The organism is Pseudomonas sp. BAY1663, from assembly GCF_000582595.1.
In the GTDB taxonomy this organism is placed as follows: Bacteria; Pseudomonadota; Gammaproteobacteria; order Pseudomonadales; family Pseudomonadaceae; genus Stutzerimonas; species Stutzerimonas stutzeri_AF.
The window spans coordinates 1-6,816 of the sequence record NZ_AZSV01000139.1 but is presented as its reverse complement, the minus strand read 5'-3'; the positions used below and the strand labels follow the sequence as shown (position 1 = coordinate 6,816).

The following is a 6,816-nucleotide window of genomic DNA, read 5'->3' as shown; positions in this document are numbered from 1 at the left end:
CGCGCACCCTCTGCGCCGGCCGAGGTGGCCGCACCGGCTATGGAACCTGTGGCGGCAGCGCCGGCAACTGCCGCTCGCCCGGAGCTGCCGCGCCCGCGTATCGCCATGCCCGAGCCGAAGAAGCCCGAGCCGGTCGCTGCCCCGGAGGTTTCGGCGCAACAGCAGAAGCCGGTCGAGCCGCCGCCACGTTTCGCCCTGCAACTGCTGCGGGCCGGCAATGTTCTGCTGCTGGTGGAGCTGCCCACGGGCGAGTCCTTCCAGAGCCGCGATCCGGCCTACATCCTGCTCAAGGACCTGCTGCGCGCCGCGCGCCTGCCGGACAAGCCGCAGCAGGTCGGCGACGGCGAGCCGATCCGCTGGCCGCTGTTGTACAAAGGCAGCCTCGACCAGGGCGCCGAGGCTGCGCGTGACTACGTGCAGGGGGTGGTCGCTGCCGAGCTGGAAGGCATGGGCTGCGATTGCATCTGGCTGGTCGGCCGGCCGGCACTGCGTTTTGCCGCCGAGGCGGACGAGTCGGCCTGCTACCGCGAGCTGGCCATCGAAGGCCTCGGTCGGGCCCTGGCGATACCCGGCCTGGAGCGCCTGATGGAGCAGCCGGCCAGCAAGGCCGAACTGTGGCGGGCCCTGCGCCGTAGCATGCCGCGTTGGAATATAGGTTCGTGAGTACGCTTAATGAGTGATGCCGTCAGTTTTCGTCCGATGACCCAGGCGGACATCGACGCCGTATTGAAGATCGAATATGCAGCCTTCAGCCACCCGTGGACGCGCGGCATTTTCACCGATGCGCTTTCGGCCTATGAATGCTGGCTGATGTTCGAAGGCGGCCAGCAGATCGGCCACGGGGTGATCAACGTCATTCTCGACGAGGCGCACCTGCTCAACATCACCGTCAAGCCGCAAAGCCAGGGCCGCGGCCTCGGCCTGCGCTTGCTGGAGCACCTGATGGAGCGGGCCCGCGCACGCGGCGGACGCGAGTGTTTCCTCGAGGTTCGCGCCAGCAACGCCTCGGCCTATCGCCTCTACGAGCGCTACGGCTTCAATGAGGTAGGCCGGCGCCGGGCCTACTACCCGTCGGCGGAAGGGCGCGAGGACGCCCTGGTCATGGCCTGCACCCTGCTGGACTGAGCCGACCCGCTCGCATGGCCGGCCTTACTCGCCCGGGCGTTTGTCGCGACCAGAGTCCAGCGGGGCCTCGCCTTCGAGTTCCTCGTCGGAGAGGACGTCCTGATCCTCCTCCAGCACGCTGTCGTCATCCGGCAACACCGCCTCGCCGCCGCTGAGGCCGGTATCCGGATCGCCATCGGCGGGGCCGTCCCAGGGCTTGCCGTCGAGCGGGTCGTAGCGCGCCTGCTCGGCCTCGTCGAGGTCCACGTCGGCGCCGATCCGGTGTTCCGACACCTCGCTCAGCTCCTGGTCGGCCGGCCCGCCATGGCCGGGCTCGCGAGCCGAGCGCGCGCCATCCTCCGGGATCAGCGTCTCGGGGCTCATGTCGTCCAGGGTGGTGTCACTGTCGGGCATCTCGCCGGCGGTCATCCCGGCTTCGGCCGCGCGCTCCGGCGGAAATTCGTCCTCGACCTGCTCGCGCGGTGCCTCGTCGCCGATACGGCCCTTGCGTTCGTCCTTGCGCTGGTCGAAGTCGAGCTGCTCCATGGAGCCCATGCGGTCCTCGGTATCGTCGATTTCGCTCGGGGTATGGGGTTTGCGATCAGTCATGATCCTCTCCTTCCAGAACGCTGGGTCTTGCTGGTTGTGACCCGGCGCCATCCTGAAGATTCAGGCCTCGCCGCTGGCCGGTAGCGGCATTCGGGTCCATGCTGTTCTTTCGCAGTAAACGCTTGAGGGCCATGTAAAAACTGGACGAACCACCGCGCGCAATCCGGAGTCCTAGGTTTCATGAGCGATCGAAACGACCAACCCGCGCTGGAGGTACGGCGCTGCGCCTTCTTCTTCGATGTGGACGGAACGCTGGCTGACATACAGCCCCGTCCGGAACTCGTATTCATTCCATCGCCCACCCTGGCGGCCCTGGAGCGGCTGCAGGGCGCCGGTATTCCCGTCGCCGTCATCTCCGGCCGCCCGCTCAGCCAGCTCGATGCACTGTTCGCCCCGCTACAGCTTCCCGCCGCCGGCGTGCACGGTGCCGAGCGTCGTGCCGCCGATGGCCGGCGATGCGACCTGGCGCTCGATACGCAGGTGCTGGCGCAGATCGAACGGGAGCTGGCGCAGGCCTGCGCCGCGTATCCCGGCCTGTACCTGGAGAACAAGGGCGTCGCCTTCGCGCTGCACTTTCGCCTGGCGCCGGAGCTGGAGGCCACGGCGCGCCGCCTCGCCGAAGACTTCGCCCAGCGGCATGCCGAGGTGCTGACGCTGCAGCCGGGCAAGTGCGTGTTCGAACTCAAGCCACGCGGCGCGAGCAAGGGCGAGGTGATTCGCGCCTTCATGGCCGAGCCGTCGTTCAGCGGCCGGCAGCCGGTGTTCGTCGGCGACGACCTGACCGACGAAGCCGGCTTCGCCGCCGTCAACGCGCTTGGCGGGCTTTCCATCAAGGTCGGCGAAGGCCCCAGCGCGGCGCATCGGCGGCTGGCGTCGGTGGCGGCGGTCGGCGACTGGCTCGATGCGTTGCTGCACAGCCTCGGCGAGCCGGCCATACCTATAACAAAATCAGACTGAAGCGAGACTTTTGCCATGAGCCGTTTAGTAGTGGTTTCCAACCGGGTGGCTCCGATCAAGGCCGGCAAGGTCGCCGCCGGAGGGCTGGCCGTCGGCGTCTACGACGCGCTGCGCCAGTCCGGCGGGATCTGGTTCGGCTGGAGCGGAGAAGTCGGCGCGGCGCCGACCCTCAGCACGGAGCAGGTGGGCAACATCACCTACGTCACCCTGCCTCTGATCAAGCGCGACTACGACCAGTACTACCGCGGCTTCTCCAACGCCACGCTCTGGCCGATCTTCCACTACCGCATCGACCTGGCCCGCTACAGCCGCGAGGAATACGACGGCTACCGGCGGGTCAATGCGATGCTCGCCGAGAAGCTCAAGCCGCTGCTCAAGCCCGACGACATCATCTGGATTCACGACTACCACCTGATCCCGTTCGCCGAGGCCTGTCGCCAGTTGGGCATTCGCAACCGCATCGGGTTCTTCCTGCACATCCCGTTTCCGGCGCCGGAAATCCTCACCGCCATCCCGCCGCACAACGAACTGCTGAAGACTTTCTGCTACTACGACCTGATCGGCTTCCAGACCGACACCGACCGGCTGGCCTTCCAGGACTACATCACCCGCGAGGTGCGCGGCGTCATCGAGGCTGACGGCAGCCTGACCGCCTACGGGCAGAACTTCCGCGCCGGGGTCTATCCGATCGGCGTGGTGCCGGACGAGATCCAGACGCTCGCCGAAGGCTACAAGGGCCGTGCACACCCCATGCGCCGCGCCACCGACACCCGCCGCAAGACCATCATCAGCGTCGATCGGCTGGACTATTCCAAGGGATTGCTGGAGCGCTTCCGCGCCTACGAGGAATTTCTCGACCGCTACCCCGGCCATCGCAACAACGTCGAATTCCTGCAGATCGCGCCGACCTCGCGTTCGGACGTGCGCACCTACCAGCACATCCGCGAGCAACTGGAGAGCCAGGCCGGCCACCTCAACGGGCGCCTTTCCGACCTCGACTGGACGCCGCTGCACTACCTCAACAAGAGCTACGATCGCCGCGTGCTGATGGGGCTGTTCCGCGCCGCCGATGTCGGCTTCGTCACGCCGCTGCGCGACGGCATGAACCTGGTCGCCAAGGAATACGTCGCCGCGCAGGACCCCGAGGACCCCGGCGTGCTGGTGCTGTCGCGCTTCGCCGGCGCGGCGCGCGAGCTGACCTCGGCCTTGATCATCAACCCTACGACTGCGTCGGCATGGCCGAAGCGCTCGACCGTGCGCTGCGCATGTCGCTGGCCGAACGCAAGGACCGCTACGAGCACCTGATGCGCGCCATCCGCGCGGCGGACCTGGACGCCTGGCGTGACAACTTCCTGCGTGACCTGCGCTCGTTCGTCTCGCAGCCGCGCGTGTCCAAGGTCGAGGAGGCGTCGCTGGAGCGGCTGTGACGCGGCGGGCGGCCTACCTGTCATAACGTTGCCGCTTCGTACCCGAGTCCTTTCGAGAATAATGAGATGAGTGATCTGGATCAGCTGTTCGACAACAATGCCCGCTGGGCCGAAGCCATCAAGCAGGAAGACCCGAGCTTCTTCGAGAAGCTGGCCAAGCAGCAGACCCCGGAATACCTGTGGATCGGCTGCTCCGATGCGCGGGTACCGGCCAACGAGATCGTCGGCATGCTGCCCGGCGACCTGTTCGTCCACCGCAACGTCGCCAACGTCGTGCTGCACACCGACCTCAACTGCCTGTCGGTGATCCAGTACGCGGTCGACGTGCTCAAGGTCAAGCACATCCTGGTCACCGGCCATTACGGCTGCGGCGGCGTGCGCGCTTCCATGCGCGACGACCAGCTCGGCCTCATCGATGGCTGGCTACGTACCATCCGCGACCTTTACTATGAGCACCGTACGCACCTGGCCAAGCTGGCCACCGAGGACGAGCAGGTCGATCGCCTGTGCGAGCTCAACGTGATCCAGCAGGTCGCCAACGTCAGCCATACCACCATCGTCCAGAACGCCTGGCACCGCGGCCAGCCGCTCTCCGTGCATGGCTGCATCTACGGCATCAAGGATGGCCTGTGGAAGAACCTCAACGTCACCGTCAGCGGGCTCGAGCAACTGCCATCGCAGTATCGCCTGCGTCCGCCCCGCTCGAACTAGTGGCTTCCCGCCAGGGGCTGGCCTTTCTCGGGCTGCTGGTCGCCGTGCTCTGCTGGAGCGGCAACGCGCTGGTGGCCCGCGCCTTCTACGATGACATCCCGCCGCTGGGGCTGTCGTTCTGGCGCTGGGTGCTGGCCACATCGCTGCTGCTGCCGTTCGTCGCGCGCGGCATCTGGGCGCACCGGGCGACGCTGCGTGCGGCGGGCTGGCGCCTGCCGGTGGTCGCCGCCCTCGGTATCGCCAGCTATAACTCGGTGCTCTACACCGCTGCGCAGAGCACCGAAGCCATCAACCTCACCCTGGTCAATACCTGCCTGCCGCTGGCCACCTTCATCGGTGCCGGCTTCCTGCTGGGCGAGTGGCCGAGCCGCCGGGCCTGGTACGGCATGGCCGTAGCCGCCTGCGGCCTGCTGTACCTGATCAGCCGGGGCGATTGGGCGACCCTGGCCGGCCTGGCATTCCAGCGGGGCGACCTGATCATGCTGCTCGCCGTACTGGCCTGGGCGCTCTATACGCTGCTGCTGCGGCGCTGGGCCGGCTACCTGACGCTGCCGCCGCTGGTGCTGCTCGGCACCCTGATGCTGCTCGGGGTACCGCTGATCCTGCCGTTCTACCTGCTGGAACTGAGCCATGTCGGCGGCTTCGAACCGAGCGCCGGCAACCTCGCGGCCATTGCCTATACGGCGGTATTCGCCTCGCTGGTCGCCTACCTCGGCTGGAACCACGGGGTGAAAATCGTCGGTGCGGGCAGGGCCGCGATGGCCATGTACCTGATGCCGGTATTCACCGCCTTGCTGGGCTGGCTGCTGCTGGGCGAAGCGCTGCAAACCTTCCACTGGATCGGCGGCGCGCTGATCTTCGGCGGCCTGCTGCTGGCCACCCGTCCCGCGCTCCGCCCGAACCGCTGACGCGCGCGGCCAGCGCACACGGGGCGCTTCCGACCATTCGTAACTAAGCGATTGAAAACGATAAAAAATCCACGGGCCGAGGGTTGACAGCCCACAGCGACCAGAGAATAATGCGCGCCACTTGGCTACATAGCTCAGTTGGTTAGAGCGCAGCATTCATAATGCTGATGTCCCAGGTTCAAGTCCCGGTGTAGCCACCAGACAAATCAAGGGGTTAGCGAAAGCTAACCCCTTTTTGTTTTGGGCCGGTGACTACAGCGCGACCACGGCCCTTAGCCGACTGCCCGCAGCGGTTCGATTTCATGCTCGATCTCTTCGCCGGTCTCAGCGTAGGTCGTTGCCAGTGCATATTCGGTCTGCAAGTTCATCCAGAACTGTGCAGACGTGTCGAAGTAGCGACCCAGGCGGATAGCCGTATCGGCAGTAATTCCACGACGCTCACGCACGATGTCATTGATGGTCGGCGCCGATACATGCAGCGCACGGGCAAGGGCCGCGGGAGTGATCCCCAGCGGCTCCAGGAACTCTTCGCGCAGCACTTCACCAGGGTGAACGGGGTGCATGCCGTTGATTGCCATGTAGCCACCTCCTCAGTGGTAATCGACGATTTCGACCTGTGCCGGGCCCGCGTCCGTCCAGACAAAGCAGATCCGCCATTGGTCATTGATCCTGATTCTGTGTTGCCCTATTCGATTGCCTTGCAACGGCTCCAACCTGTTGCCGGGAGGGGAGCGCAAGTCTCGCAGTTCCGTTGCTGCATTGAGCATCGCAAGCTTTCGCGTTGCGACGGTCAGGATATTTCCCCAACGCCTGGAGCTTCCTGTTTCAAACAAGCTCCGGGTTTCATCGCATCTGAAGCTCAGAATCACGCTTTAATCCTTAACGTTAAGCGTTAATTTATCATACGCCGATTGGCTACTTCGTCAACATGCGCTAGCGGCATGGCGGACTTGAGCTAGTGGCGAGAGCCGCAGCGCTGATTCACCGCCACTTGCAGGGCCCGGATCTGCCGCAGAGATGAGAGGGATGCGCTACCGTTTGACGACGCGACGGTGCTGGTCGGGATAGCGTAGGTTCCCTCTAGCTTTAGGGAAACCCTG

At 65.6% G+C, this 6,816-nt stretch carries 10 protein-coding genes and 1 tRNA gene; 8 read left to right on the top strand and 3 right to left on the bottom strand.

What is annotated here, in order from left to right; translation table 11 throughout:
- Together BAY1663_RS21685 and rimI are read left to right on the top strand one after the other, a co-directional pair.
- Nucleotides 1-663: hypothetical protein (locus BAY1663_RS21685; protein WP_037044972.1), on the top strand; the 663-nt coding region annotated here is incomplete at its 5' end.
- Between the two features lie 9 nt (nt 664-672).
- Nucleotides 673-1,125, top strand: coding sequence for a ribosomal protein S18-alanine N-acetyltransferase (gene rimI / locus BAY1663_RS21680; protein WP_037044969.1), 453 nt, complete (start codon nt 673-675; stop codon nt 1,123-1,125).
- Between the two features lie 24 nt (nt 1,126-1,149).
- On the opposite strand, the gene BAY1663_RS21675 is transcribed toward rimI, so the two are convergent.
- Complete coding sequence (locus BAY1663_RS21675; RefSeq protein WP_037044967.1) at nt 1,150-1,713, bottom strand: hypothetical protein; 564 nt, start codon at nt 1,711-1,713, stop codon at nt 1,150-1,152.
- A 180-nt stretch (nt 1,714-1,893) separates the two neighbouring features.
- Between BAY1663_RS21675 and otsB the strand changes: the two genes are divergently transcribed.
- The 6 genes from otsB (at nt 1,894) to BAY1663_RS21650 (ending at nt 5,916) form a co-directional block, all read left to right on the top strand.
- Entirely contained in the window at nt 1,894-2,670 is a 777-nt protein-coding gene (gene otsB, locus BAY1663_RS21670; RefSeq protein WP_037044964.1) for a trehalose-phosphatase, read from the top strand.
- Nucleotides 2,671-2,685: 15 nt separating this feature from the next.
- Nucleotides 2,686-3,975 carry a trehalose-6-phosphate synthase gene (locus BAY1663_RS21665; RefSeq protein WP_256206951.1) on the top strand — a complete coding sequence of 430 codons (1,290 nt, stop codon included), beginning with the start codon at nt 2,686-2,688 and terminating at the stop codon, nt 3,973-3,975.
- Nucleotides 3,936-4,097, top strand: a complete 162-nt coding sequence (locus BAY1663_RS25625) for a hypothetical protein (protein WP_256206950.1) — start codon at nt 3,936-3,938, stop codon at nt 4,095-4,097. Before BAY1663_RS21665 ends, BAY1663_RS25625 begins: the two co-directional genes overlap by 40 nt.
- Before the next feature lie 66 nt (nt 4,098-4,163).
- Nucleotides 4,164-4,808, top strand: a complete 645-nt coding sequence (gene can / locus BAY1663_RS21660; RefSeq protein WP_037044961.1) for a carbonate dehydratase — start codon at nt 4,164-4,166, stop codon at nt 4,806-4,808.
- Nucleotides 4,808-5,716, top strand: coding sequence for a DMT family transporter (locus tag BAY1663_RS21655; protein WP_037044958.1), 909 nt, complete (start codon nt 4,808-4,810; stop codon nt 5,714-5,716). Before can ends, BAY1663_RS21655 begins: the two co-directional genes overlap by 1 nt.
- A 123-nt stretch (nt 5,717-5,839) precedes the next feature.
- Nucleotides 5,840-5,916 (top strand) — tRNA-Met (locus BAY1663_RS21650).
- A gap of 72 nt (nt 5,917-5,988) precedes the next feature.
- Here BAY1663_RS21650 and BAY1663_RS21645 read toward each other — a convergent pair.
- The gene (locus tag BAY1663_RS21645; RefSeq protein ID WP_037044957.1) at nt 5,989-6,294 is read right to left on the bottom strand and encodes a HigA family addiction module antitoxin; all 306 of its coding nucleotides are present in this window, start codon (nt 6,292-6,294) and stop codon (nt 5,989-5,991) included.
- 12 nt (nt 6,295-6,306) lie between these two features.
- Complete coding sequence (locus tag BAY1663_RS24235; protein WP_128576437.1) at nt 6,307-6,585, bottom strand: type II toxin-antitoxin system RelE/ParE family toxin; 279 nt, start codon at nt 6,583-6,585, stop codon at nt 6,307-6,309.
- Between the last annotated feature and the right edge of the window lie 231 nt (nt 6,586-6,816).

Bases quoted from the DNA above. Each gene is read 5' to 3' on its own strand.
- rimI (WP_037044969.1), top strand. From the start codon at position 673: ATGAGTGATGCCGTCAGTTTTCGTCCGATGACCCAGGCGGACATCGAC.
- BAY1663_RS21675 (WP_037044967.1), bottom strand. From the start codon at position 1,713: ATGACTGATCGCAAACCCCATACCCCGAGCGAAATCGACGATACCGAG.
- otsB (WP_037044964.1), top strand. From the start codon at position 1,894: ATGAGCGATCGAAACGACCAACCCGCGCTGGAGGTACGGCGCTGCGCC.
- BAY1663_RS21665 (WP_256206951.1), top strand. From the start codon at position 2,686: ATGAGCCGTTTAGTAGTGGTTTCCAACCGGGTGGCTCCGATCAAGGCC.
- BAY1663_RS25625 (WP_256206950.1), top strand. From the start codon at position 3,936: ATGTCGCTGGCCGAACGCAAGGACCGCTACGAGCACCTGATGCGCGCC.
- can (WP_037044961.1), top strand. From the start codon at position 4,164: ATGAGTGATCTGGATCAGCTGTTCGACAACAATGCCCGCTGGGCCGAA.
- BAY1663_RS21645 (WP_037044957.1), bottom strand. From the start codon at position 6,294: ATGGCAATCAACGGCATGCACCCCGTTCACCCTGGTGAAGTGCTGCGC.